General features: G+C 33.1%; 19 protein-coding genes and 1 pseudogene. 8 read left to right on the top strand and 12 right to left on the bottom strand.

Annotated elements, in window-relative coordinates; translation table 11 throughout:
- Positions 1-50: 50 nt before the first annotated feature.
- Positions 51-1,106: a MupG family TIM beta-alpha barrel fold protein gene (locus tag LACPOB_RS0108915; protein WP_017868497.1), complete on the bottom strand. Its 1,056-nt coding sequence runs from the start codon at positions 1,104-1,106 to the stop codon at positions 51-53.
- 205 nt (positions 1,107-1,311) lie between these two features.
- Here LACPOB_RS0108915 and dcm point away from each other — a divergent pair, with 205 nt between their 5' ends.
- Both dcm and LACPOB_RS0108905 read left to right on the top strand, forming a co-directional pair.
- A complete protein-coding gene (gene dcm, locus LACPOB_RS0108910; protein ID WP_017868496.1) occupies positions 1,312-2,595 on the top strand; it encodes a DNA (cytosine-5-)-methyltransferase in 1,284 nt (427 codons plus the stop codon).
- A 27-nt stretch (positions 2,596-2,622) separates the two neighbouring features.
- Complete coding sequence (locus tag LACPOB_RS0108905) at positions 2,623-3,057, top strand: very short patch repair endonuclease (protein ID WP_017868495.1); 435 nt, start codon at positions 2,623-2,625, stop codon at positions 3,055-3,057.
- 136 nt (positions 3,058-3,193) lie between these two features.
- On the opposite strand, the gene LACPOB_RS12005 is transcribed toward LACPOB_RS0108905, so the two are convergent.
- The 5 genes and pseudogenes from LACPOB_RS12005 to LACPOB_RS11995 form a co-directional block, all read right to left on the bottom strand.
- Positions 3,194-3,946, bottom strand: a complete 753-nt coding sequence (locus LACPOB_RS12005; RefSeq protein ID WP_017868494.1) for a PDDEXK family nuclease — start codon at positions 3,944-3,946, stop codon at positions 3,194-3,196.
- Positions 3,933-6,539, bottom strand: coding sequence for an SNF2-related protein (locus LACPOB_RS0108895; protein ID WP_017868493.1), 2,607 nt, complete (start codon positions 6,537-6,539; stop codon positions 3,933-3,935). The genes LACPOB_RS12005 and LACPOB_RS0108895 overlap by 14 nt, the downstream gene beginning before the upstream one ends.
- Complete coding sequence (locus LACPOB_RS12000; protein WP_017868492.1) at positions 6,539-7,774, bottom strand: ParB/RepB/Spo0J family partition protein; 1,236 nt, start codon at positions 7,772-7,774, stop codon at positions 6,539-6,541. The genes LACPOB_RS0108895 and LACPOB_RS12000 overlap by 1 nt, the downstream gene beginning before the upstream one ends.
- Positions 7,775-7,786: 12 nt before the next feature.
- Positions 7,787-9,715, bottom strand: a complete 1,929-nt coding sequence (locus tag LACPOB_RS0108885) for a sigma factor-like helix-turn-helix DNA-binding protein (protein WP_017868491.1) — start codon at positions 9,713-9,715, stop codon at positions 7,787-7,789.
- A gap of 341 nt (positions 9,716-10,056) precedes the next feature.
- Positions 10,057-10,494: pseudogene (locus LACPOB_RS11995) on the bottom strand (transposase); the annotation flags it as partial.
- An 844-nt stretch (positions 10,495-11,338) separates the two neighbouring features.
- On the opposite strand from LACPOB_RS11995, the gene LACPOB_RS0108875 reads away from it, so the two are divergent.
- From LACPOB_RS0108875 to LACPOB_RS0108850, 4 genes are all read left to right on the top strand, one after another.
- Positions 11,339-11,797, top strand: coding sequence for a hypothetical protein (locus tag LACPOB_RS0108875; protein ID WP_146983668.1), 459 nt, complete (start codon positions 11,339-11,341; stop codon positions 11,795-11,797).
- Positions 11,798-11,890: 93 nt separating this feature from the next.
- Entirely contained in the window at positions 11,891-12,757 is an 867-nt protein-coding gene (locus LACPOB_RS0108870; RefSeq protein WP_017868488.1) for a hypothetical protein, read from the top strand.
- A gap of 1,446 nt (positions 12,758-14,203) precedes the next feature.
- Positions 14,204-14,518 carry a hypothetical protein gene (locus LACPOB_RS0108855; RefSeq protein WP_017868485.1) on the top strand — a complete coding sequence of 105 codons (315 nt, stop codon included), beginning with the start codon at positions 14,204-14,206 and terminating at the stop codon, positions 14,516-14,518.
- A 107-nt stretch (positions 14,519-14,625) separates the two neighbouring features.
- Entirely contained in the window at positions 14,626-14,937 is a 312-nt protein-coding gene (locus tag LACPOB_RS0108850) for a hypothetical protein (protein ID WP_017868484.1), read from the top strand.
- Between the two features lie 455 nt (positions 14,938-15,392).
- Here the strand turns inward: LACPOB_RS0108850 and LACPOB_RS0108840 are convergent, their stop codons facing one another.
- The 4 genes from LACPOB_RS0108840 to LACPOB_RS0108825 all read right to left on the bottom strand — a co-directional run bounded on the left by LACPOB_RS0108840 (position 15,393) and on the right by LACPOB_RS0108825 (position 18,680).
- Positions 15,393-15,677: a hypothetical protein gene (locus LACPOB_RS0108840; protein WP_146983669.1), complete on the bottom strand. Its 285-nt coding sequence runs from the start codon at positions 15,675-15,677 to the stop codon at positions 15,393-15,395.
- Between the two features lie 194 nt (positions 15,678-15,871).
- Entirely contained in the window at positions 15,872-16,156 is a 285-nt protein-coding gene (locus LACPOB_RS0108835) for a hypothetical protein (RefSeq protein ID WP_017868481.1), read from the bottom strand.
- 488 nt (positions 16,157-16,644) lie between these two features.
- Entirely contained in the window at positions 16,645-17,085 is a 441-nt protein-coding gene (locus LACPOB_RS0108830; protein WP_017868480.1) for a universal stress protein, read from the bottom strand.
- Between the two features lie 2 nt (positions 17,086-17,087).
- Entirely contained in the window at positions 17,088-18,680 is a 1,593-nt protein-coding gene (locus LACPOB_RS0108825) for an Nramp family divalent metal transporter (RefSeq protein ID WP_017868479.1), read from the bottom strand.
- A gap of 106 nt (positions 18,681-18,786) precedes the next feature.
- On the opposite strand from LACPOB_RS0108825, the gene LACPOB_RS0108820 reads away from it, so the two are divergent.
- Positions 18,787-19,449 carry a metal-dependent transcriptional regulator gene (locus LACPOB_RS0108820; protein WP_017868478.1) on the top strand — a complete coding sequence of 221 codons (663 nt, stop codon included), beginning with the start codon at positions 18,787-18,789 and terminating at the stop codon, positions 19,447-19,449.
- 308 nt (positions 19,450-19,757) lie between these two features.
- Here the strand turns inward: LACPOB_RS0108820 and LACPOB_RS0108815 are convergent, their stop codons facing one another.
- Both LACPOB_RS0108815 and aroD read right to left on the bottom strand, forming a co-directional pair.
- Positions 19,758-20,999: an MFS transporter gene (locus LACPOB_RS0108815; RefSeq protein WP_017868477.1), complete on the bottom strand. Its 1,242-nt coding sequence runs from the start codon at positions 20,997-20,999 to the stop codon at positions 19,758-19,760.
- 192 nt (positions 21,000-21,191) lie between these two features.
- Entirely contained in the window at positions 21,192-23,669 is a 2,478-nt protein-coding gene (gene aroD / locus LACPOB_RS11990) for a type I 3-dehydroquinate dehydratase (RefSeq protein WP_017868476.1), read from the bottom strand.
- 162 nt (positions 23,670-23,831) lie between these two features.
- Here aroD and LACPOB_RS0108805 point away from each other — a divergent pair, with 162 nt between their 5' ends.
- Positions 23,832-24,722, top strand: a complete 891-nt coding sequence (locus LACPOB_RS0108805; RefSeq protein ID WP_017868475.1) for a LysR family transcriptional regulator — start codon at positions 23,832-23,834, stop codon at positions 24,720-24,722.
- The last annotated feature ends 308 nt before the right edge of the window (positions 24,723-25,030 follow it).

Here is a 25,030-nt window from a genome sequence, read left to right as displayed (position 1 = left end):
GTTGGACAAGCGGGATAGGCACAGACTTTTGGTTCACGCAACTTGACTGCTTAAAATACTAACTGAATCGCTTGTCCTGCTTCACAGTTTTCTAACAAGCCAAAATCACTTGGGCTAATGTAACCTAATACATTCACAGTTGGGTCGGCTGGTAGGTCACATTTGATCAATTGTAGTTCGCCCTCGTAACGTTGAGCTAACTTATTATCTAAAGTGATTGCTCCTCGTGAACGTTCTTTGACATTAGCTGGCTCTATCGTGCCTTCTTTTAAGCTTCGTCCTTCACGTAAACGCACCGAGTCACGTGCGACATCTGGTCGTTGATGAAAAATAAATTCACCATCCGACAAATATTCAGGGATATTGACTTCAGCATTAGCGTGTAATAATAATGTATTAAATCTAAAGTAAGAATCAAATTGAGCCGCTGTTTCTACTTGTAGTCCTTCATCACCAATATAAACATTATCAACGTTATTTTGTAACAGATTCAAAGCAGCAGACAGTGGGTGTTGATAACGCCCACTTTCCAAAGTCGGTAAAGTGGCATAAACTGGACCACGCAGGTCACTATCCCCAGGAGCAAAAGCAGTTACAGTAAAACCATTTTCTTTTAACCAAGCATTACGCTGATCAAACCAAGTTTCTTCTAGGCCAGTATTTTTGCGTGGATAGTAATTATGCCAGGCTTCTAAATTCTCAAAGTTAGCATGATTTTCCTGTAATAAGGAAATATCTTCTTCACTAATTGTGCTTGCATTTAGGACAATACCCATCTTTTGCGATAATTCGGCGACCGAGGGCATCGGGATACCGTCATCGATCCGCAATTGTGTCACACCCAGATCAGTCAACTCATGAACTTTGTCCAAACTAATGGACAGCCGTTCTAAAGCTGCTGTTGAGATATCGACTGTTAGTTCAATTCGTAAGCGACGACACTCAGCACCTAACTCACTTAGACGATCTAACAAGACAGCTGGATCATCTTCCGGGAGGTTAAGAGATGTGAAAACACCACTAAATCCAGCCTTTGCCAGTCGATTTATTTTCTTTTTGATTTTTGAAGTAATTGGTGCACTTAAATATATTGAAAAGCCAAACATGACTATTCCTCCGTTAAATTAAAATGACATTTTATAACACTTTTCTATTACAATTATACTCATATCTATGCTTTCTACTAGCTTGATTTTCAAAAAGACAAACATATGTATTGATCAATTTATTAAAATAGCGTATAATGAAGTATTATTGAACAATGGATTAATATATGTCTAAATTTTACAGGTACTAAGAGAGGATATAAAAGTGACTAAGAGTTTAAAAATTTTAGAACTTTTTGCTGGTGTAGGTGGATTTCGTGTTGGCCTAGAACATGCCGATAGTGATTTCTTTAAGACCTATTGGTCAAATCAATTTGAACCAGCAAGAAAGTCGCAAGATGCATTTCAAGTTTATGATTATCACTACCCAGAAACGGATAATATCAATACTGACATCACAAAAATCAAAGATGAAACTTTTGAAAAAATGGATGCAGATTTGATTGTTGGAGGATTTCCATGTCAGGATTATTCTGTTGCTCGTTCTAAAAAGAATGAAATGGGGATTCAAGGGAAAAAAGGTGTCTTATTTTGGGAAATCATTAGAGCTACAAGAATTATCAAGCCTAAGTATCTCATTCTAGAAAATGTTGATCGTCTTTTAAAAGCTCCTTCAAAGCAAAGAGGGCGAGACTTTTCGGTTATGCTCGCCTCTTTCAATCAATTAGGCTATTCGGTTGAATGGCGTGTTATCAACGCAGCTGAATATGGCAGACGTCAACGTCGACGCAGAGTTTATTTCTTTGTTTATCGGAATGATTTACCTTTAGCTGAGCAAATAGATAAGAATTTCGAAAATAATTCATCCTTAGAAGAAGAAAATCGTTATGACGAATACATCTTTAAAAAAGGACTATTTGCACGACAATTCCCTATACAACAAACTCCTTACAAAGGACGCACTGCCTATTATATTTTTCCTGAGGATATTGTTGAAACGTCAAATAATTTTGTCGGAAAAGTGTTCAATACAGGTGTTATGAGACACGGTAGATATTTTACAATAGATACAAAGCCAACCGGAGACGAGAAACCAATTCCATTGAAAGATACACTTCAGGATGAAAATAAAGTAGATGACAGTTTCTATGTAAATGATCCAGAAAAGATTGCCAAATTTGCTTATTTGCGTGGTCCAAAAAAACTAGAAAGAACTAGCTCAGATGGACATAAATATAATTATGCAGAAGGTGGTATGTCACCCTATGAAGACCTTTCATTACCAAGTCGGACTATGCTAACTTCTGAAGGCTCTGTGAATAGATCAACCCATTGGCTAAAAATCAATGATAGATATCGCTTGATCACACCAATCGAAGCTGAGCGTCTACAGGACTTTCCTGATGATTGGACAAAATATAAAATTGTTGATGGCGAAGTAAAAGAAGTTACAGATAGAATGAGAATGTTCTTCATGGGTAACGCCTTGGTAACTACTATTATTGAACGTATCGGTAAAGAAATCACCAAAATCGAAAACTCATTTTAGTGTTTTGTTTCAAAGGTCGTGTTTTAAGTGAAACATCCTAAAAGTTACAATTCAGATAAAAAGACAAGAAAAAGAATGTCTAACGTTCACCTGAAAGGTGGAAAAGCTGAAATGCTTCTTGCTCACTCTTTATGGGATAAAGGGATACGTTATCGGAAGAATTATAAAAAACTACCTGGCTCCCCTGATATTGCAATTACAAAATATAAAATTGCTATTTTTGTTGATGGAGAATTTTGGCATGGTTATGACTGGGAAAATAAAAGGAAACACCTAAAAAGAAACAGAAAATATTGGATTTCAAAAATAGAAGAAAACATGGCACGAGATAGAAGAAATGACAAAATGTTGCAAGATTACGGTTGGATAGTACTACATTTCTGGGAAAAACAGGTTTTAAAAAACACTGAGTATTGTGTCGAATTGATTCTTTTTTACATTCGAAGTAAAATATCAAATTAAAAGATGTACGACAATATATGAATTTTCGGAGATGAAAGTAATGATTTCATCTCCGTTTTTCAAGTCACAAAAAAATTGGCATCGATAGAATATTTTTTCTATCAATACCAAATATTATAAAATTTACATTTTTCAATTAATCAACAAAATCAGCAATCTGCTGCAAAATGAAGCGATTATTTAGCCAAAAACATTGTCTAGTCATCCAGTTATCTGAATAATTTTTTGGCTTATTAATCCAATTTGCTGGAACTGGGAGCCTTTCAGCATTAGGATTATACGCGCTGTAACTACTTTTAGCCGCCCTTGGCCTGACATGAACGATTCTTTGATCACCAGATTTTACAAAATTGTTAGAAACTCTTTTCTGTTTACTATTATACTTAAGTTCTACACCATTTTTAATAGTTTCTATAGTATCAACCCAGACACTCTTAACAGTCTTTTCTAAATAAACTGTAGGCATCGACCAGAACTTTGCTCCCTTAAGTTGATAAACAGAACCTTCTAACTCTTGAAAAACTACAAACAAATATCTAATATCAGTTAAATATTGTCGTAAAGATGAACTCTCCCAACTTTCACCGACTATTTCTTCAAAATCGATATTAGGCAAGGACATACTCTCTTTTACTTTTTTATTAGCAGTTATTCTTATAGACCTTATTGATATATTGTATTCTTTAATTTTTCGTTTCATTTCTTCATCGATATCTGTTTTTAAAATCCGATTTATAACGATTCCATTTGCATTCTTTGGATAATTTCCTGTCTTTGGATTTCTTTTCACATAGAAGTATTCAAATAAATCTTCATTTTTTTTCCCCAAATAAGGGGCAATCTTATTTAAAGTCTCATTCTCAAACTGTTTTTGCTCAGTTATAGTCATTTTTCTGCCCATCTTTCATAAATTCACGCATGAGATTTTTTACTTCATTCTTCTGGTTTTCAGTAAATGCTGGCCTCAACTGAGTACCTTCAATTGCCTGCAGCATCAAATCACGTTTTTCAGCTAAACGATTATAAATTATTTTATCAATTGGCTGTCTTTCACCTTTGACACCAACCAATTCAAAATAATAATAATTAGTTTTTGTACTTGGCTTTAACCCCAAACGATGAATACGATCACGTGACTGCAACATATGTGTTAAATTAAAAGAATATTCTAAATAAATTGCATCATGACTAACATTATGCAGCGAAACAGATTCAGCTAATGTGTGGGGATTAGATATCAACATATCGTATTTTCCACTTTGAAAACCCTGAATTATTTTTTCTCTTTCGACAGGAGGTACGCTTCCATATATTTTAGCAACTTTATAACCTGCATTTTCAACACGAGTAGTAAACTTGTCAATCGTATCCACAAAAATTGCCCACACAACAGGCTTATGTCCCTCACTAATCAACCTAATGGTCTTATTAAGAGCAGCATCAAACTTGGATGACTCTTTTAGAGAATCTATTGCTTCCAATTCATCTGCAGAATAATCAGGCTCATCATACATAACTTCATCATATTCAAAATCTAATGCTTTACCATTTTCGTCTTCGTCACCACCGATATTCGTAAACAAAGCCTTATTAACAGCTCTTTTTAAAAGATAAGGATTTGAGGCCATCTGAATTAGCCTAATATATAATTTAAATGGTTGGTGACCGTATTTTCTCCACAAAATGTTAATAACTCTTTGCTCATTTTGCGTGGCGGTAACTTCTTTAATATGGTCTGGCTCAGCAGGTGGTACATCTAAATCCTTCTTTGTAACTCTCCAAAAAAAAGGATTTAACTTACTATTGATTTCTTTAGCTATTGTAAAATCAGCATTTTGCAATTCTGAGATAGTAAACCCAAAATAGTCACGATACTCTTCTTTATAAAGAAAATGAAGCATATTATAAACATCGACATATCCGTTTGGAATTGGAGTCCCTGTTAAAGCAAGTTTATAATGAGCCAAATCGGCTAAAGGCTGCGCATATTTGGGCCTCTCAGCTGAAACTCCTTTCAATTTATGGATTTCATCAAATACGAGTAATGTTTTTCGATTTATTATATGAGATAAGGGAGTTTCATATTTTTGAAGTGATTCATAATTAACTAATATCAAATTATATTGGTCGGTATTCTTATATATGTCTTCTTCACTAAAACTAGTACTTTGTACATCTAAAACACGCAACTTCCTCTTGTTTCCAAAAACAGCACGAAACTCATCCTTCCAAGCCAAAAAAGAACTTTTAGGGCCAATAACAACTAATTTATCTACCTTCTTCTGTTGTGGAGCAGATAAATAAGCGAAAGTTCCGTAAACCATAGCTGTTTTTCCTGCTCCAGGAACCGAAAAGTTTCCAACACGTTGCATTGTAGCCATATAAAAGCTTACCCATAATTGTGCAGGCCTTAAATGACGTGATATTTCTTGATTAACAATAGACTCGAAATCATGAATATAAGGAGTATATAAATCGGACTTATTTTTAATATTAATTCCCTGCAAAGATAATTTATTGATTTCAAATTTTGAGTCATCAATAAAGTCCCATACTGAATCGGCTACAACAAAATTGAATCCTTCTCTTTTAGCTAAAGATTCAAAAAAAGGAATTATACGTTTTTGAATTTCTTTATATCCAATATCTTTTCTAAAATTCCATAATTCACCATTGATTAGATAGTCCTCTTTGATTTTTCTTAATTTCCTCGTTTTTTTCAAACTAATCTCTAAATTGTCTTGAATGTATAACTGGTTTTTCACCAAATATAGAATAAGACTATCAGGTGTTAATAAATCTTCTTCCACTATGAGTTTCCCCTTATCGTACTTAACAATTTCTTTTTTCACAATATCATTTATTTCTTTAACAAATAACATTCCATCTTTATTATTTCCGTTCCACAAATCTTCGAAAGACTGTTTATAATTTTTTATATAATTTGCTGTATCATTGTCTGTCCAACTTTTTTTCACATCAATATTTTCGTAATTATGTGCAAAAGCATTCTCAGTTTCATTAAGTGATCCAGAGAAATAAACCGAATCATTATTTTTATCTGTCATAATTCCATATTTAGCATGAAAAAGACCATCCGTAGTAAATCCTATTTTTATATCAACTAGTCCAATAGCAATTAAATAGGCTAAATTAGAAAAACTTTTGTTATCTTTTTGAAAAGGCAATTTTTCGTTAATACGACTAATTAATTTTTCCTGTATTCCTCTACGCTCATAACCATCTATCATAGAATCATAGTCTTCCTGAGAAATTTGATTTGAAATAATTAAACGATAATGTCCTTTATTTAAGAATAAAGACTCTAACCCTTTTGAAAAATATACTAAGGATTTAGACGAAAAATACCCAGCGATTCGATCATACGAAATCGATTGTGATAAAACTGGATTATAAAATTCATCCGCAATATCATTAGTAGGAGTTTCATAGCCAGGACATATGTGGATATTTTGTAACATTAAAGCTCATCCTCAATTTCTTTTATGCCTTTCTTTAATTCATTTAATAAACTAAAAATATCATCTTTATCTTTCTCTGATTTTTCCGAAATATAACCCAAGGCTTGTGGATCAGCTTCATGTAAATAGTTAACACATTTTGATAATGCTTTCAACGGTGCTTTTTCTGCTTTCTTTAGCTTACTATTGTCAATTTCAGTTTCAACCGTTTCATTGACTCTATCGACTATATCTTGTGGTACTTGAACAGTATATCGATCAGTGTTATTTTGGGTTTTTTCGCTGTCTTTTTCGCTTATTTCAAATTGTTCTTTAGACCGTGCAGAATCATCAGAGAAATACTCTTCTAAATCATCCATTGTTTGGTCTAATTTATTAGAAACCGAATGTAACTGTCTTGGGTTTTCAATCACACTACGCATATCACGAATCTTACGTGTAGCATCCCCTTTTACTGTAGCCAAGCTAGCAAAAAGAATATCTTTTGCATCATTATAATCATAAGGATCAATTTTCTTACTCTTCAAAATCTTACTTATTTCACGTAAAGGACCATCAAGTTTCTGTTGACGTGCTATATAAAACATATTAGGATGCTGAATATAATCTAGGTAATCTATCATCAGCTGAGCCACAGACATATTATCTCTAACTTTCGATTCTTTTTCATCGACTTCGCGAGCATATTCAGCTGGCGAAAATTCGGCACCTGGAGAAAGTAAATCACGGTATATATCCACTAACCTATCAATAGGGTTATAATCTACTCTCTCTTCTTTTGCATGCTGTAAATTTAATTCTAATGTCTTTATTTCTTTAGTTGAATAAGAATCACTCAAAATAACAGCTTTAATATAATTAAATTCTGCACCTTTTCCTTCACGTTTTAATTGTCTTAAAGCCGTAAAGCGTCTATTTCCGTCGACTAATATTCCATTTTCTAAAACCACAGCTGGCTCCATTTGTCCAAATCTTTCGATATTTGCCTTTGTTTTTTTTAAAGATTCAGGATTGGAGTTTTTTATAAACCCCTCTACAACTTCATTGAATTTTTCCGTTTCTTCTGGCAAAATTTCATTTTCATACTCAGATATCCAAGTTGCAATACGTCCATTTTGACGATTATATTTTAACTTTTCCAAAGGAATCTTTACAACAGCAAAGAGCTTTAAAGCACCCTTTATAGTAAGATTCTTAGTTTCTTCAGTTAACTCAAAATCACTTTCTTTAATCATAATTAGCACTCCTTATATTTTATATATTTCTTGATACATCATTTGTTTATTAGGATAAACTTTTCTCATTTCTGACGAATAAACATAACTACTTTGCTTTAACTTTTCAATCACTTTTGATTTAGTAATTACAAGTCCATATTTCAAATTAAGCTCGTCTATAAAATCATCAATATCTTTAGGGTTCGTTCCTAATTCATATTCTATAAACTTGATTAATGTTGGATTTTCAACATCACAATTATCTGTATTTATAAAAATATAACTATTTGCTTGAATAGTCCTTACTAAAGGGCTAGTGAAAATTAGTCGCTCATAAAACAAAGAATCAAAACAAGTTTCTTCCACAAATCCACTAGTAAAGCCTTGGTTCAACAAATACTGCCAGGTATAAAACATATCCGATTTGCTAAATGAAACAACTTCATCTATAAAAGCTAATATATCATTCTTAACAAAACCACTCTTTTCGAATTTTTTTATTGTCATATAGCGATTATAATCAATTCTAATTAAATCATGTGATAACTCAAATTGGTATGCTTTAAAATCCGCCGATCTGCTATGGAAATCTTTAATTGAGTCTGTAAAAATATAATCATTAACTAACCAAAGAGCCCTAAACGCTTCATCTTGATTACTATACTTTTTCTTTATAATGGTATTACCTCTATCATAATACCCTAATCTATCAATCAACTGAGGTGATAGAATGACATTTTGATTAATTTTATTCAATTTTTTCTTTACTTGCTCGAAATTATAGATTGGTTCACAAACCACTTTCATTGCTTTTATATAAAAATCAGCATTTTGAGGTAAAGGAACATTTAACACAATATTTTTCTCATAAATGAAAGAGGCAAATTTCTTACTAAGATATGCTAGTGTAGAACCCTTATGTAAATAGAAATTATTATATAAATAGTTAACTACAACTTTCAAAGGCTCACCATCAAATTGCAACAAAATATCTTTATAAAATTTATCTTTACTTTTTTTATCGTTTTGTATATTCCCTATATAAACTTGAGATTGCCTAACAATGTCATTTAAACGGCCAAAATATTTATATCCTATTTTTTTTAAAACATTTGCTAATTCTGCTTCATTCTTTATGTCTAATAATCGCATTAAATCAGGGTCAAGCTCGAAAAAATATCTAATCCCGTAGATACCGTCAGAAACATTGAAAAGGTCATTCAGATTCGTAACATATTCCATAAGTTCTTCAACATCATATTTATAATATCTAAATTTTCCCTTTACGCTATGGATGACATTTTCTCTTTTTGATAAACGACCTGATAAGGCCCGATTTGAAATCTTTTTTTCAGCTGAGTAATCATACTTAGAAAAAAATCTTTCCATATCTTGTTGCAACTTATCTACTGTATATTCTTTTCTATTACAAAACAATATTTCATCAATTACACTGTTAACATCTAAGGACACAACGTCATTATTGTGATTAATAAATTTGTTTCGTTCACCTAATTTTTTTGTAATTGTTTGCGGTGCTACCTTATTCATATATAATAGATATTGCTCAAACGGTTTCCTGTCCACCTTACTTTTATCTGCCAATCTAATAAATCTAAAAAGAGAAATTGGTTGCCGAATATACTCGGTGAATTCTTTTTCAGTAATGTCGTAATCCAACACGATTCGTTTTACCTTCTCAACGTCATTAAAAGTTGGTAAAATGCTTATTATTTTAGATTCAATTTGACGCACTCGTTCTCTTGTAATGCCTTCAATTTCTCCAACTTCTTGCAAAGTCATCCCAGACATACGATTTAATAAGATATACTTATGTTTAAAATTTAATTCCAAAAAATCCATTAGGTTACTTGGTATACTTTCAACATTAAGCCATTTTAAATCTCGCTTTTTCTTATTTATATTCTTTTTTTTATAATATGTTTTCTTGACTTCCATACATTATTCCCCTTAAAAAGAAAATATATACTTTTATTTTACCATATCACTATAAATATTTTTGGTCATCCTTTATTTGATTATACCGCTTTAAATAGTTACCCATAATAAAAAACCGTAACTATCAACACAACAGCTACGGTTATAAACTATTCTCTGAATAATTCATACTTTGTTTTAAAAGAGTTCTTCTTCTCTTTTAGTATTTAATTAATTTAAAATTACTTGGCTATACTTGTTTTTGCTTTTTGAGCTGTTTTTAAGGAAACATCACTAGTTTGTTGCAGCTAAAAGAGTAAACTACCCCCTTGGTCGTACTCAAATTTTTTAAAATGGACTTTTTAATTACTACTAAGTTGAAATTCTTGGGTCCTAAACAATGTTTGCCAATATAAATCATCAAAAACATTGGTACTAGAAAGATGCAGCCATAATTTACATGCATGTTGGTTGACTCTGCCGGCCAAATGAAAGGGCTTAAAACGTAAAGTGGCACTCGTTGCGTTCCCTAATTCAGCTGAGAAAACCAGTTTTTTCATGGCTTGAACTAAATTATAAGCTACACCGGCTGGTAACATTCTAAACCGGTTAGCCGTAAAACTGGAACTGTCTGTTTTATCAAAAACAAAGACGCTTTTTGCTTCTTTAATCAGATCCTCCATGGCTCCACGTTGGCGATAGAGTTCAAAGATGTCGCTGGCGAAAGCCAGTTCCAAATTAGTCACGATAAACCCGTGCTTAAAGAGTAGCTCGCCAGCTGGACGAGTTGATTTGACAATTGGGGACTAAAATTAGACCAGCATCGTTAGATAAATTACCACCATTATTAGAAATTACCAGATTTTTGTTGAAGTTAACGGTTTGTTGTTGTAAAGCCGAAGTATGGAGCACTCCTCTTCTATGATGATTTTTGTCGACTTAACCATAGCACAGAATGTGCTCTTTTTGTATACCCTAATTTACCCCCCAAAAAGTGCGATTTAAATCATATAAAAACAGTGTGCTAACAAGCAAAGAAAGAAATATTTTTAAAAGCATGAATTATTCAGGCCTTTAGTTATTTAATAAATGCGTTCTCCTTTACAAATCACTTCGTTGATAGAATCTTAGAATTAATACTTAGATTCTGTGCTATATTAAGAACTAGCGAGTGGTTACACACTTTGACCAACCTACTTTATGATAAGGTGTTTCACTGTAAACGGATATACGTCGCTTAACCGTGTTCGTATTTCCGAGCACGGTTTTTCTTTATTAATAAATAAAGCCAAGTGACGTTAAACTCGAGGAATTTATGAAAAAACATTGAAGATGAATTACGGACAGTTTTATTGCAAGATTATAGATTTAAAAAGCCATTGTTAGAACAGGAATCACTGATAAAATCAGCCACTAATGATCCTCAACTAAAAGAACGCATCACAAACATCCAAGCTAGACGTCAAATCGATAAGCTTAAATAAGCGCTTGAAAAGTATCCAAATGTTAACAAGGACCAGCAGATGTTGATTAAAGAAGTCTTGAAAATGTAAGCTGGATGTTTGATAAATACTGTTTAGTTGCAGATGACTAGCAGAAATCTGCCTACTTGACCGTTCCAAATAATTTATAGAAAGAAGTTTTATGATGAATAATTTACTAACTGGCTATGGGAACTGTCCCTTACCTGCACCTGTCTACCGTTTGAAAAACAATAACCAAATTTACGCAGTTGAAACGGAACTGTCGAAAAACTTAGAAAAATACGTAGGGCTCGACGATGATATTGATACTAATTCAAACAAAAGTGCTTATCTGGAAGAAGAAATAGATGGCTTACAAACTGATGCTTTTGTCTTATATGGTTCCTTTTATTATCTCAAAGGACAAAATGACCCAGCTTCACAGACAACATATTTAGCACAAGAGTTAAATCAGCAGTACTATATTGGTGGACCTGCGATTCATCCAGAAGAAATGGATTTTTCCATTTTGATGACTGCCCCCTACTATGCTGAAGGACGTGATTTTTACAAATATTTTGAAAAAGTCGATTACCAAAAATACTTGCAAAAGTATCAAGCTAATACACAAGGAAACTAATATATAAGCCCGGTAACAGATATTATAGTTTTGAGCCCGTTATGACTCTTCTAGCGGGTTACATATCGAATCTAAGATTTAGGGGGAAAAACAGTGAAACATAATTTAAAACTGGGGTTGTCATTTTTATTGTTGTTGACCAGCTGGCTCATTCTGCCACAAATGGTGCAGGCTCAAGATCCACCCACACACGGTAACGTTTCAACTCATATCTATCAGGATCGTGATTTCTTTAGCCAAGCTCAAATTGATAATTTAGAAAAGCAAAATGATAAGTTGGCCGACAGCAAACAGCGTCAAATTACAAAAATATTTATCTTAAGTCCTAAAAAGCTGGGAGATGATTTTGAGCTTGCAGAAGACTATATGTATAAAAACGATTTTGGCGATATTGAAAATCCTGCTGGAAATATGCAAGAAAAAATCGTTAAGAAAAAAAGTACTGACAGTTCAGGAGGTTATAAAGGTTTAGGAACAGAACAATCCATTAGAAAATATGAGAACATTTTAGTCTTTGTCCCAGAAAAAAATTCACTAACTTTTGCGCCCAGCAGCTTTACATTTGGAAGGTATGATAAGTTAAACTGGAAAAAATTAACTTTTGGTCATAAACATCAACTAAATAATTCAACTTCCAGTCAGGCTAAGGGTGTCTTTAAAATCGCGACTAGGATCAATAAGCAACAGTTAAAATTAAGCCAACGAGGTAAACCTGCTAGAAATGGACGTCCATGGGTTGAATTTCTGGAAAAATTTGCTACTGCTTTGCTATTTACTATTCCTTTGATGTTAATTTGGGCTTACCTACGATTTGGTTCTAGATCAACCGGTACTTCTAGCAATGATATGGGCTGGTATGATGGCTGGGTAGAACGTGGTTATTACGATTACATGTATGATCATTACCACGACGATTACCATGACGATCACCAAGATGACTGGCATGATGATCCATATTAAAGGGAGGAGATTATCATTTTATTAGCAAAAATTATTTTAGTGATCGCATTTTTCAGCTGGGTCATCGTTGCAATTTCATTTCGCGGTGAGGCTAGTGTTTTACAAGACGAAGAAAATCATCGCGACAGGAAATTGAAAAATATGTCCAATCAAAAGTTTATTATGCTCCATCGTCGTGTTCACGAGAAAAGCAAGTTAATGTGGTGGTTGATCTTGATCATTGCTCTTGCACTTACCTTCACCTGGGATGACTTTTAGTTCCAATATAGCAGACAAATACATTTTATGCATAATTTCAGTCTATTTTTCCTCCAACAATTTACCGTTCGCTCAGCAACTAGCCAAAAATACCGTTAAATTGCAGAAACTAAGTTCTAGCAATCTAACGGTATTTTTAATATATTCAGATACCATATTTATGACGTTTTTAAACAAGGATTTAAAAAAATGGCAGAAATGTGGCTAATACTAAACTCATACCCAAGATTTTCTTATTATTAAACTCAACCGGAATTGATGTCATAATTTGTATTATGCCGATAACAGGATAACTTTCATCACCCATTAAAAATACAAGTTTTGTTTCTCATTTACCGATTGATTTACAAAATATAGAAGAATACTATCACTTAAAAGACTTAAAATTTTGTACTAAATATTAAATTGTCAGGAACTAGCACACACGTATTTTATCTATATTTTTGTAGAGAAACTACGGGTAAATTTTAAAAAAGTGCTGATTAATGGACTATACCTTTTATTTTGTACAATTTTTTTTGCTATAATTTTTGTGATAAAGTAATCAACGGTTGTATTTGAATTTTATAGTTCGAATTAAAAAATAAATTTAAATACGTTTGGCAAAATTGACACATAAATTATCTAAAGGAGGTATAAAAACTAAAAAGTGCTAACTTTTCAGCCTTCAGAGCGATTAGCGTAGAAAATAATAAGTACAAAAATGAATTTTGTTTTGCAATAAGAAACATATCTAGACTTTTTTCTAAAGTCTTGAAGAAACTTAAATTAACTTTTATACAATATGTGACTCTATTGATCTTATAGAAAGAAAAAATTCCATGCAAATGAATAAGGTCACTCAATATTTGCAACTAGATTATGTTACAATTTCTCCTCTCTTTAAAAGGATGGAAAAAATGGTTGATTTAGGCGAAAATGTTTTCCAAACGATAAACGAAAATATATTGAACTAACTGAAAAAGGTACAAAAAATAACCAATAACTAAATTAAAGAATATTTAAATTCTGTTAATAAAACAAACGTTGAATTTAAAAATGAACTACAAGTAATATACAAAGTTAACGATGCCAATGGTTATCTAGGAGACTTATTTTAATAAAACCCGTAATAGTGAAACTTATTAAATAAAAGACTATTTACATAGTAACCACATATTATAAAAGGAAAGATGACAGAGAACACTAATGAAATTGAATAAAAAGAAAATAGCTCTTTTGAAAAAAGTGGCTTCCAGACAAATCGGTATGAAGGAAATTGAAGAAGATCACTTACTTAAAAAAATTATTTCTAAGCAAGAGCTTGTTATGTATTCCCAACGTTTTAGTCAACGTACCGGTCAATACTACATTTCGAACCTTCAATTAACTGAAAAAGGAAAATCTGAGTTAATGCTCGCTCTGCGTACTAACCGAAAAAATGAAAAGCGTCCGTTAAAGTTAATAATCTTTACGGAAGGGATACTTTTAGGGGTCATATTCAGTTTTTTCTTATTAGGCTAAATATAATAATGGAAAAATTAAGTATCCCCAATATATTATCTCTATCAAAAGATATCTTTTGAATCTGCTGATCAATGATAATAAATTTTAAAACTTAAGGAGTAAAAATGAATTTAGATGCACACCAAGTCAATATACTACAGAAAATCGAGATGGGGAAAATCGACCCTTCTGAAGCTTATTCTAACAACCTTTTATCTGATATGATCTTTCAAAAAAATTATATCAGTTATTCTTTATATTCTGACCTGCTAACTGGTCGATATCAGATAAAAAATCTTTGTTTAACTCAAAAAGGAAAAGTTGAACTAGCATTAGCTTTAGAACAACAAAAAGAGATCGACAACAACAATACCAAGATCATAGTCCTCTTGATCGGTCTGATAATTGGTATCATTACCGGAAATTTGATCCAGTGAATAAACGCAAATAAAAAGAATACGAGGAGATACCTTTATGCTCAATAATAACCTCAAAAAGATAATTATCAATACAATTTGTGTCTTGGTCACAATTGATGCATGGCTGCTCAACACTAATTACATATTGTATGCCGTTTGTATAGCTTTTGTTTTGCAATTTGTTTTAGAAAAAATCTATATCGTAAGTGACTAACGGCTACTACTTTATAAAAAGAGCTGGCATAACTTTACAAATCATAAGAAGTTAAGCTAGCTGATCATACAGTATTAAAAATGGTTGACTCACCGATTAATTTTGATGAGTCAACCATTTTCTTATATATATGTCTCCCTTTATTTTTAGATATTTAAGCTCTAAACCTTAGAATTATTCGTGATTTACATGACAACCCGGATGCATTTTATTAGCCAATACCTGCTTTCATTACATTCGTCCCTACTATCTACTAAATCTAAAATGTTCCTGCTGACTTGGTAAATAAATTAACGTAATCCACCTCAACATCAATATACCCAGTATAATTACCCCTGGGAATTTTAGCAGTGGGAGTAAAGTTCCATGCACCATAATTTGTTTGCCATCTTTTCCGGCTTTGGGATGGTATGAATACTGTGCTTTCTTTATAAAACTCAGCTGTTTCTGACTGAGTCTTATCATCATGCACAAGTGTATTTAAATTTTTTAAATAAGGCTTACCTAGATCAACAGTAAGCAAATATTTTGGATTTATTAACATGGCGAATGCCAACATTCATAATAATTTGCTAAGTAAAAAATTGTGCACCATTGAAAAATGCTTGCATTAAGTCGTGATTGAATGTATGGTGAAGTTGCACGGATGTACCTTTACTGTGTAACCATGAGAGCAAAAGAACTATCACAATTATCAACCTTTTTGCGATAGTTCTTTTGCTCTTTAAGTATGAGTTTTTAGAAAATTTGGCTATTTAAATATTGGTTCAGTCTTTCTCTGGTATAATCGTTCATTCTAATAAAACCAATCCCCTGGCTCTTACATAAAGCAGCGTTACCCCAACTTTGGGGATCTTGAAGATCAACATGATTAAAACCAGGTAGATCACTAAACTTGATTGCAAACATATTAGCTGAGATCCCCATGGAATGTGTCACCTCGGCTATCGGTCTAAAATTATTTTCTAGGACTGTATCACCAATTTCACGGCAATGTTGTAATAAGTTATCATATTCATTCATGTAAAAACACCTTTCACTTGAGATTCTTTTGTTCTTGTAAAAAATAATTTAGTGGTAAAAAAGGAGCTGGGACATAACTAGCTGTGTGATTCTAAAAGGGCCATCGATTTAACCCATTAAATATGGATAGATCGATGGCCCTTAAACGCGTTCCAAAAGACTGAAGCCTCACTGTAACAACGATTGCATTTATTCTAGTTCTTCGCTTTGCTACGCCCCAAAATAACGCAATCATCGTTACAAATCGGCTTCAAAACATCTTTTGTCTCACTCTTTTTTGTATAAAATTTAGCAAAAAAATCTTTTGAACGAAGCAAATAATAACTTAAACTCTAATTGTGTTGTGATGTTAAAAGAAGCTATTAGTTTGTACATCATAAAAATAACCTCCACTTAAAACCGAGCAGGGTGAATCGTTTAGAAGTTTTGCAGACTTTTGATTCACACAGTTCGACTACTTAAACGAGTTTGGTAAAAAAATCAGTGAATTAACGCATAACTAACACAGAAATTGGCGCATATTTGGCCATGTAAGCTGCTTCGCTCCCGAACCGACGCGCAACACCTGGCTTATCAAAGGAACCAATGATCAACAGATCTGGTTTAATATGCGGAATAACATCGTTAACGATCGTTCTACCCGGTTTTCCTTCAGCAACCACCGTCTGAACTTTTGTCACGCCCGCTTCTTTTGCTTCCTTTTCATATTCAAGCACGTGCTTTTCTAGCGCTTCTCTTTCACCATGAATATAATCGTCATCAAGCGCTTGGTAAACATTCATTTCATTACTTTCTAACACAGAAACAATAAACAATTCTGCGTCATTTTCCTTGGCATAATCAATTGCATAATGGAAAGCAAGCTGTGCGTCATGTGAATCATCAGTTCCGACTAAAACACGCGTAAATTTTGTTTGTTTTTCAGCCATGATCATTGTCCTCCTTGATTCCGTTCCTGTTCTAGAGCTTCTTTTTGCGCTAAACGTTTATCTCCACGATATAAATCAGTGATTGTCCAAATCAACAAAGCGATAATTAAAACAATAATGACATAAGCAATATTATCAGCAGTAGAAATTTGAGCAGCAGTCGGGTTATCACCATAGAAAGCTTCAATTGATCCCGGCAAACCAATCATATTCAAGTAAGTTAAGCCAATGACAGAGCCCCAACCTAAGATATTGACCCAAAGTGAATTCTTAAAACGTGAACCCATTTCTGTTTTACTATTAGTTAACATTAACAAAGGCAACATTGAAAATGGCAAGGCAAAGGCTAAGAAAACCTGTGAGTTGTTCATTAAGTTGTTGATAGCAACGTGTTGTCTAACTTCACTTTGACCACTAGTCGAGAGAACGGCAATTAAAACTGGAATGACCGAAATCAAACGTGTAACTAAACGACGTGCCCACAAAGGCATTTTCATGTGGATAAAACCTTCCATGATAACTTGTCCTGTTAGAGTACCCGTAATAGTTGAATTTTGACCTGAAGCTAGTAAAGCAACCGCAAAAAGTGTTGATAAGACCCCAGATTTAGCCACAGCGATCAAAACACCGTTACTTAGTTTTGAAGTATCGGAAAGAGCTGTATACAAACCAAAGAATGAAGGATCTTCTACTGTCCCGGATTTGAAAACTGCAACACCCATGACCAAAAGCAAAGCATTAACAACAAAGGCTAACGATAATTGAATATTAGAATCCCAAGTCGAGAATTTAACTGTCCGAGCAACGTCTTCTTGATCGTTATGATCAATTTTACGAGTTTGCGAAATAGCAGAATGCAAGTACAAATTATGCGGCATAACAGTAGCACCGATAATACCCAAAGCACCTGAAATAGGTGTCATACCTTGAATGTCAGGTGATGAAGCAAATGTTTTACCCGTTGGCACTAAACCTTTAAACATCTCACCCCATGCAGGATCAGACAAAGCTACTTGATAAATAAAAACAGCTAAAATAACTAAAATTAAACAAACAACGATCGCTTCGATTTTCCGAAAGCCGATTTTAGTTAATAAGAGCAATAATAAAACATCCAATACAGTCAAGAAAACGGCAATCACTAACGGAATATTAAACAGCAGGTAAAGTGCGATCGCACCCCCAATAACTTCAGCAATATCTGTCGCCATAATAGCTAATTCTGTCATGATCCACAAAATAATACCTAAAGTTTTACCAGTCCGCGCTCTAGTTGCCTGCGCTAGATCCATTTGACTTACAATGCCCAGTTTAGCAGCCATATATTGTAACAACATGGCAATCAAACTCGACATCAAAATCACTGACATTAGCAGGTAAGAGAAGTTTTGCCCACCAGTAATAGAAGTTGACCAATTACCGGGATCCATATACCCGACAGCCACTAAAGCACCTGGTCCAGAATACATAAATAATGTTTTCCAGAATCCTTTGCCTTTAGGTACTTCGACCGTACCATTTATTTCCTCTAAGGAAGGTCCATTAGCATAATGGATCAAATGTTGTTTATGAGTCTTGGATTCATTTTGGCTCAATGAAAAAACCACCTTTCTTTTTAAACCACGTCTATTGTACAATAGTTTTGTACATATTGAAACATATATTTTGGGTAACTGAAGAATGGAAGGAGAATATTTTGAAATGCGAACAATAGAAGATACTTATTTACGTGCTATTTTTGAAGGGAGTTATTTAAAGGGAGGTATCGCTAACAAACAATTATCGGAACTGTTAAAAGTTACTCCTGCTTCCACCACCGAGTTTACCCAAAAGCTGCGTGAACGGGGATTAGTTAAAGGGAAAAAGTATGGCAAAGTTTTTTTAAGTGAAAAGGGACAACAAAAAGCGCAGCAAATTATGCAAAAGTTTCGTTTATGTGAAGTTTTATTGGAAAGACATTTTGATTTATCCTTATCAGAAGTAGTCCAACAAGCATGGTTACTAGCTGATTTTTCTAGTGAAATGCTACTGCAAGAAATAAATTATAAGTTAGGAAAACCAGAGAAAACTTTTTCCGGTTCGGAAGTTCAAAACCCAGAAATTTTTAACTCTAATTTGGATCTGTTAAGCAATACCAAAGCAGGAAAAGTAGTTACCCTAAGAGAATATTACGGGAGTGAAAATATGATCCATTATTTTTCTGAGCTTAATTTAGCCTTAAATACAAAATTAACAGTGGAAAACTATGATCACGATTTTAATGTTTTCATGTTGCTTACGCCCAAAGGTAAACATATCATGGTCAGCAAAGAAATCGCTAATTTCATTTACGTCGAACCACAACAAAGTAAAACAATAAGCTAAATGCCTATCACTTTTTAACGATAAAAACACCGCAATAGAAAGCATGTTCGTGGGGCCGATCAATTATTAGCGGATTTGATCTGTAATCGAAAAAATGTAGAAAATTGTGCTATTATCTTCCAAATTTATGATAAACAATCAAATTTGTATATTTAACATCTTGAAGCTTTGAATATCTATTGTATTTTAAAACACCATTTGCCTAATAGAAATTGTTTCTACTAAGCAAATGGTGTTATTAGTATCTATTCACTAATGTGTTTATCATTAGTCTTGTTCAACATGATTGCGGCTTAAAAGTGTGACATCTAAACCGACGTTTTATTAATAACGTCACTCTTTACATCCACGTTGTGGGAATTTGAAATCAATATAACCAATACACTACAAACGATCCCACCAAGAGACAATAATGTATCAAACCACATGATATAGTGAATACTGGTTTTGGCCAACATCCCAGTAATAACTGGGATCGAAAAAGAAGCTAACGCACTGGCAGTATAATAGATACCAGTAACTCTGCCACGAAAGTTCGGAAAAATATCACTCATAATTGTTAAACCGATCTGCATAACCCCGCTCGCAGCTGAACAGCCTATAATAAAAGAACCACAAATCATTACTATATGGTTAGGAAACATGGACATTATCAACAACGTCAAAAAAGAAATAACCGTATCGAAGAACATAAACCAAATGGGTTTGACCCAGCGATTAACTAATACTGCAGTTAAAATGACACCTAAAATTGAACCAATACTATATATACTAACAAGCATTCGAGCATGAACAATATTAAGATCAACTACACTAATACCATACTGAGTTAACCACTGGCTAATTATATAAAAAGTTGCCATCGAAATATAGCCAAAAACCGTTAAAATAACGCCTAATATTATCTTAGTTGGACTGTTAATTTTATGCTTATCCTTTTTAGGATCTACATATTTTATTTTACTTTTTTCAACTTGTTCCTCTTTTTCAATATTAGGAAACTGCCTATTTTTCATAAAGATCAAGTTAATAAGCAGTGTAAGTGCACAAAAAATAAATGACCAACCATACCAGAAAGAAAATTTTTCCAACAAAGCCACAAAAATAGGTAAAACTAACTCTCCAATCGAGGCAAATGCTTTTATTAGTATGCTAAAGCTAGCCTTATTTTCTGGATATAATTCCATTAATGCTGGATAGGTTCCTGAGTCTAGAAACGAATTAGCCATTCCAGCCAAAACACCGAAAAAATAAGCCGTATAAATTGATCTTGAAACAATGATCCCGGTAAAGAAAAGAAGATAGGTTATTATGCCAATATTAATAAACAGTTTGCGCCCTAATTTGTCAGACAAATCACCAGATACATACAAAACAAGTAATCGTCCAATACCTAAAGAAGAAATAATATATGAAACACCATCATTGCCTACTCCCCATTGTTTTCCTAAAAATGTCATATTTTGAGCTAAAATAACTATGCCTATACCATGAATAAAATAGTTGAAATATAAACTACAAGTTGTTTTAACTCTTTCTTTTTTTAACATTTTTTAAATCACCACCTGTGCATTATTTGAATTAAGTAACAAAGTACAAATGATAAAATTAAAACGATAAATAAATTATAGTTCAACGTTTCACAACATACAATATGATAATCAAAAATAATCACCCACGTCAATGAACTATAACTAAATTCATTTACATAGGTGATTTAATATCCAAAATACTACACTAAATTAGTCATGAGTCAGCTTAAATACATCCAACAGATCAAATAACTGTTTTGACTCAATTTGCCCTGGGGCAGAAGATTGTCCTACAGTACCAAAGGTTAAACACGAACCAAAAATTTCTCCAGAAACTCGAGAGATTTTACCAATGTCACCCATTGACATTGTTATCAAAGGTATGCTCAAAGCACTTTTAGCTTCATCAGTAGCTTCTAAAAGCTTTAAGACGTCGGTTGAATTATTAGGCATAGTCGCTATTTTAGCAATATCTGCGCCCAATTTCTCCATTAGGGATAATCTATGGACGATTTCTTCTTTTGAATCTGTTTTTTCAAAATTATGATTACTCATTATTATCTTTATATTTTCTTTTTTGGCAAGGCTTATAAGATTTTTTAATGTATCTTGATCATGTTTTAGTTCTAGATCCATTAGATCAGCCAGGTGATTTATAACAACATTCCTACAAATTTGAAAATAGTCTTTATCACTATTTAAGGTATAGTTACCACCCTCGTTAACCGTTCTAAAGGTTGCTAAAACGGGTAAATCGGGCAGATTCTGTCTTAACTTTACACTTGCCTGTTTTAATGACTGCTCATCTTCAACATTTTGAAAACTGTCTAATCTCCATTCAACTAAATCGGCATTTTCCCCGTTAATCTGTTTTGCTTGGTCGATTAAATCGTCTTCAGTTTTTGCGGTCAAGGGAACAGCAACTTTCGGACGCCCACTTCCAAATTCAACATTTTTAACTTTAACAACATCTTTTTTACTCTTTTGCAAATATGAAAAAATCTTATTAGCTGCAAAATAACCAGAAGAAAAACTCCACGTATTCATCATACTTGGCATTGAATCATGACCATTTGCTCCACCAACAACTTCTCCAACGCACCAAATATTTGGGATCGTTTTATTATTTTTTCTTTGAAGTTGTAACTCTGAAGTCGTTACTAATCCACCTAAAGTTGTTGCGAAACGATCACGTTGTTCAACCACATAATATTCTTCACCTTCATAACTATGCAGCCAATGTGCACTACGATCAAATTCAGTATCCTTTCCACGCTTAACCGCCTTTTCATATGAGTGCATGGTTTCCTGCAAATTATCAAAGTTAATCCCTGCTTTTTGGCAAACGTGAGCCAAGCTTCCCTTCACAAAAACTGGTGCTTTCTCACCCTCATTTTTAAAATATCCTTCTATTTCATCGGGAGAAAAGTCATGTAAGATCAACAAATTATAAAAGCTTTCCCAGGTTCGTTTATCCATGATCAAAAAGGCAATTTTGTCTGGTTGTTTTAAAACGGCATTCCGAAATTTTGCATAAACATCAGATTCATTAACGATTCTTTTTCCATCACTATTAACATATATTGCTCCCATATCCGTAGCTTTTTTAGAAGCGTAGGTTGTTAGTTTAGCAATTCCAGGTTCAACTTCTACACCGTGCGGGTAAATTTTATACCAGCCTATGTTAGTTGATTTTGGATCGAGAGGCTTGAGAAATTCATACGCATCACCTGTCGAAGTCTGAGGTCCATAATAATCTATCCCTTGGCTTTCTTCGCCCCTCATTTTCTGATTAGCACCGTACCCACCTGTAGCAATAATTACTGCAGGTGCATTAACAGTCAAACTACCACTACGACTCTCTGCTTTTACACCTGTAACTTGTTGATCTTCATCCATTAATATCTCTTCAACACGTGCATCCAGGTAGATTTTTCCACCTTTTTTCTTGAAAGCATTAGACACTTTTTGAATAAACTCAAAACTACTAGAAGATGGTAATTCTACTTGACGTTGTACTGAGTGCTCAGGAGTTTGCGTTTGTGCTTTCTGATAAGGTAGATCCGCAAAACCACTAATGAAGTCAATAGCCGAACCAATGTTTTCTGTCATCAATTTAGTAAGTCTACTATCATTTGTATTTAAGCATTCATCAGCAACATCTGAAGCTAAAAGTTCAGGTGAATCTTTGTTAGAATCGTTTCCAAAAATGGCCTGAGCTTTTTTAGAATTTGTTGCTGTGACGTTCGATCCATTTAATATAGTCGCGCCACCTAAATATCCATTTTTCTCCAACAAAACAACTCTTTTACCTAAATCAAGCATACGGCAAGCCGCAACTAAACCAGCACCTCCGCTGCCAATAACAACTACATCTGAATTTATCTTTTGATTTTCTTTACTAGATATTTTTGATTTACTATCTAATTTAATACCGGCATTTTCTACTGCATTTTCCCCAGAATCTAAAATAGCTTGACTCATAACAGTAGCGCCACTTATCGCATCCACTTGGAAACTTTGGTTATCTAATATACTATCTCGCAGATTATCAAAAACCTGCTTAAAGATCCCTGGTGTTTCTGTATGTTTGGTAACTTCAATATCCTCTAGGGAATTATTATTTAGTTTTAATACAAAATCAATCGGACCATTATGTCCCAAAGCTCTTACATTTATTTTCTTCATAACTAAAAGTGCCCCTTTCGACTTAATTAACTATGATAATTTTTTCACATTTATAATTTCATGGTACGGCGATAATTTTCTTTTTTCCAATAGGTGTTTATAATTATATATTAGATGTTGACTATGTAACACCAAAATTCAGTAAGCAAAGGAAGCTCAAAGATGAATTTATCGCAATTATATTATTTTGTTAGCCTTGCAAAAACAGAACAAATGAAAAAAACTGCAGAAGACTTGTTTGTTTCTCAGCCCTCCTTAAGTCAAGGAATTCACAATTTAGAAAACGAGATCGGCGTCCAGCTTTTTGATCGTATTGGACGCCGTATAAAACTTAACCGATACGGACAAGCCTTTTATGATTATATAAACCCCGCGGTTAACAACATTGACCAGGCTAAAAAGATTGTTCGATCCATGTCAGATTTAGATACAGGTGAAATCAATATCGGTTTTATTTACTCTTTAGGAAGTAAATTCATTCCTGCAATAATTTCAAGTTATCTTCAAAAAAGCCAAGTATCTTTTAAATGCTCACAAAAAGACACTTCAACTCTTATGAAAGATTTACAGGAAGGAAAATTCGACATTATATTTTCTACAGGTGATCCTCGATGGAAAAATAATGAGCTTTTTCCGATTTATAAACAAAAGGTCAAATTTATAGTTGGTATGAATCATCCTTTATCCAATAAAAATAAAGTTGAATTAAAAGATATTCAAAAAAGCGGCATTATTACATTCAGTAAAAAAAGCTGTTTCCGTCCACTTGTTGATAATTATTTTAATGAAAAAGACTTAATACCGCACGTTACATTTAATGTCTTAGATGACTCAACATTATGTAGTTTAGTAGAACAAAACTTAGGAATTGGCATAATTCCTGAATCTGACATTTTAACAAGATACAACGTAAAAACACTTTCGATGAAAGAAGAGTCCTTTTCACAAGTCCTTTATATGGCACAAAACACTGACTCTTACAAACCAGAATTAATTCAAAATTTTACTAATTATGTCAAAAATAATGCAACAGATTTTGCTAAACTGATTTAAAAGCAATAAGATGTGTAACCATTTCACACAATCTAAAAACTTATTATCCAATTTTTTCTAATGCGTTTTACAATTCAAAAAATATTTTGTTAATTTATTATTTATTATTTGTGTGCTAAAAGATAAATATTTATTTTTCATCAAAAAAATGATTTTATTTTCTTCAGTTTTGGTATTCCTTTTACTAATTCATCACGTTTTATAGGCTATGCCTATTCTTTCAAAGGATTTACCTTATTTATTCTATAATAAGACTGTGCTAACATCGTTAGTGAATTAAGTAACAATGTTAGCAAAAAAAAGGAGTG

The organism is Ligilactobacillus pobuzihii E100301 = KCTC 13174, assembly GCF_000349725.1.
Classification (GTDB): Bacteria; Bacillota; Bacilli; order Lactobacillales; family Lactobacillaceae; genus Ligilactobacillus; species Ligilactobacillus pobuzihii.
Note: the sequence above shows the minus strand (reverse complement) of the source record. Positions and strands in the feature narration are given on the sequence as shown.